This window comes from Deinococcus pimensis DSM 21231, from assembly GCF_000519345.1.
Lineage (GTDB): Bacteria > Deinococcota > Deinococci > Deinococcales > Deinococcaceae > Deinococcus_A > Deinococcus_A pimensis.
The window spans coordinates 8,401-11,492 of record NZ_KI912621.1 but is presented as its reverse complement, the minus strand read 5'-3'; the positions used below and the strand labels follow the sequence as shown (position 1 = coordinate 11,492).

Here is a 3,092-nt window from a genome sequence, read left to right as displayed (position 1 = left end):
GCTCGGGCCGCGCTTGATCCAGCCCGCCACGTACTCGCCCGGCACGACGGTCCCGGCCTCGTCGCGGACGCGGCCCCCCTCGTTGGGGATGACGCCGCGCCGCGCGTCGAAGGGCACGCCCGGCAGGGCCACGCCCCGGTACCCGACGGAGCGCAGGACCATCTGCACGTCCAGCGTCTCGAACTCGCCCGTCCCGACGGCGTTCTGCGTCCCGTCGAGGCGGTTGCGCTCCACCCGCAGCCCGGCCACGCGCCCGTCCTCACCCTGGATCTCGACGGGGGAGACGAGGAAGCGCAGGTGCACGCGGCGGCTCTTACCGGTGAGGGGACGCGCGGCGAACTCGCGCAGCACCTCCACGTTCTTGCGGACCGTGTTGTCGGTGATGGCGGCCTCCTCCTCCTCGGTCAGGGACACCTCCTCGGGCTTCACGACGACGTCCGCGTCGGCGAGCTCGCCGAGCTCGCGCAGTTCCTTCGTGGTGAACTTCGCCTGCGCCGCGCCGCGCCGCCCCAGCACGTACACGTCCGTGACGTGGCTGCGCGAGAGCGCGTCGAGGGCGTGCTCCGCGATGTCGCTGGTGGAGAGCTCCTCCACGGTCTTGGCGAGGATGCGCGTGACGTCCACGGCGACGTTGCCGACGCCGACCACCGCGACGCCCGTGGCGGTGAGGACCATCTCGCGGGCCTCCGCGTCGGGGTGGCCGTTGTACCACGCGACGAACTCCGTGGCGGAGAGGCTGCCCTCGAGGTCCTCGCCGGGAATGCCGAGGTTGCGGTCGCTCGACGCGCCCACGGCGTACACGACGGCGTCGTAGTGGCGGCGCAGGTCGTCGTGGGTGAGGTCGCGGCCGAACTCCACGTGCCCGAGGAAGCGCACGCGCGGGTCCTCCAGGATCTTCTGGTAGAGGCTCGTGACGCTCTTGATCTTCTGGTGGTCGGGGGCGACGCCGTAGCGGACGAGGCCGTAGGGCGTGGCGAGGCGGTCGAGGACGTCCACGCTGACGGGCAGGTCGCCCTGCTTGATGAGCGCCTCGGCGGCGTAGAGGCCGGACGGTCCGCTGCCCACCACGGCGACGCGGAGGGGACGGTCGGTGGAGAAGACCTGGGTCATGGTGTCGATTGTACGTGAACCGGACGGACCTGCCGCCCGGCCAAAGGGAAACGGGCGGACCCGTGGGTCCGCCCGCCTTCGTGGTGGTCTTATTCCGCCGCGATGCGCCCCAGCGCGTTCTGGTCGCGGAGGGTGATCTTGCCGTAGCCGGCGCTGATGACGCCCTCGCGGGAGAGCTCGCCGACGACCTTCGTGACGGTCTCGCGGACGCTGCCGACGGCGGCGGCGAGTTCGTCGTGGGTGGCGTAGATCATGGTTTCGCCGCTGGGCTGCTTCGTGGCAAGCGCGGTGTCGGCGAGTTCGAGCAGCTCCGCCGCGATGCGCGAGCGCAGGCGCTTGCCGACGAGACGGTAGATGCTCTCGTAGGCGCGGTCGAGCATCCTGACGAGGTGCGTGGTGACCTCGAGGTTGTCCTCGGCGCTCATCAGGGCGGGGTTGATGACGTCCACGGTGCTGTCCGTGACGGCTTCCGCGAAGTAGGAGCGTTCGAGGCCCGTGAGGGACTCCTCGCCGAAGAACTCGCCGGGCTTGACGTAGCGCAGCGTGAGGCCGTTGCCCTCGTCGTCCATGGTGTGGATGCGGACGAGGCCGGACTGGACGCGGTAGAGCATGTCGCTCTTGCCGGGGTAGAGAATCACGGCGCCGGGGCGGTGCGTGACGGAATCGACAAAGGTCTTTTCGAGAAGCATGTGCGGCCCTCCTGGGGTGCACGTCCGTGCCGGGCACGGGCGACGTCGAGCTTGCTGGGTGCGCCCGCGACCTGCGGGCGTCTCGACCGTGGCGGGACTCATCCCAACCTTGATCACAGTGTACCCCAACCGGGGGATTTTGTAAACAAAAAGGTTTCTTTAATAAGCCTACACGTCACAATGGTCAATCCGCACGATGTCCCTCCCAGGGCCGTCCAGGACGCATTCGCCACATGACGGTCGGTTGAGCCAACTCAGCGAGAGCAGGCAAAAGTGCACCTGAACACGTCGTCTCACGAATCGATACCGGGTCACACTTCGCCCCGGCAGGGCAGAAATCACGGCGCGTGCCCTCTCGGTCCGGCCCGCCCCCTCGCGCCACGTGAAAAGAAAAAGTGCCCGGCCAAGAAGCCGGGCACCCGAACCGAGAGGCGTTTAGACGTCGTCCTCGCGCTTGACGGGGAAGGCGCTGATCACCTTGTCGCCGTTCCCGATGTCGATGACCTTCACGCCCTGACTGTTGCGGCCCGACACGCGCAGCTGCTCCACGCGCGTGCGGATCACGACGCCCTTGGCCGTCAGGACCATCAGTTCCTCGTCGCCGCTGACCTGCGCGAGCGTCACGAGCTTGCCGGTCCGGTCCGTGACGTTCAGGGTGATGACGCCCTGACCGCCGCGCCCCTTCGCCGGGTACTCACCCAGCGGCGTGCGCTTCCCGAGGCCGCACTCGCTCACCGCGAGCATCTCCACCTCGCCCTCGGCGGGCGTGAGGGCCATGCTGATCACGTGGTCGTCCTCGCGCAGACGGATCCCGATCACGCCCTGCGTGGCGCGGCCCGTCTCACGGACGTCCGAGGCCTCGAAGCGCATCGCCTGACCCTCGGCGGTCGCGAGGACCACGTGCTCGCCGTCCTTCGCGATGCCCACGCCGATCAGCTCGTCGCCCTCCATCAGGTTGAGCGCGATGAGGCCCGCCGACGTGATGTTCGAGTAGTCCTGGATCTTGGTCTTCTTGATCATGCCGCGCTTCGTGGCGAACACGAAGCTGCCCTCCTGATCGAAGCCCTTGATCGCGAGGACCGACGCCACGCTCTCGTTCTCGCGCAGGCCCGGCAGCAGGTTCTTCATGTGCGTGCCCTTCGCGTCGCGCGCGGCCTCCGGCAGGTCGTAGATCTTCTCGTGGAAGACGCGGCCCTGGTCCGTGAAGAACAGCAGGAAGTCGTGCGTGCTGCCCACCATCACGCGGACGCTGACGTCCTCCTCGCGCAGACGGCCGCCGCTCGCGCCGCGCCC

3 protein-coding genes are annotated in these 3,092 nt (G+C 68.7%); all 3 read right to left on the bottom strand.

Annotation, left to right across the window (positions count from 1 at the left end):
- Positions 1-1,110 (bottom strand): FAD-dependent oxidoreductase (locus tag DEIPI_RS0102255; protein WP_027480702.1); only part of this gene is annotated, 1,110 nt, incomplete at its 3' end.
- 89 nt (positions 1,111-1,199) lie between these two features.
- Complete coding sequence (locus tag DEIPI_RS0102250) at positions 1,200-1,799, bottom strand: helix-turn-helix domain-containing protein (RefSeq protein ID WP_027480701.1); 600 nt, start codon at positions 1,797-1,799, stop codon at positions 1,200-1,202.
- Between the two features lie 435 nt (positions 1,800-2,234).
- A partial coding sequence (locus DEIPI_RS0102245; RefSeq protein WP_027480700.1) for a DNA gyrase C-terminal beta-propeller domain-containing protein occupies positions 2,235-3,092 on the bottom strand: 858 nt, incomplete at its 5' end.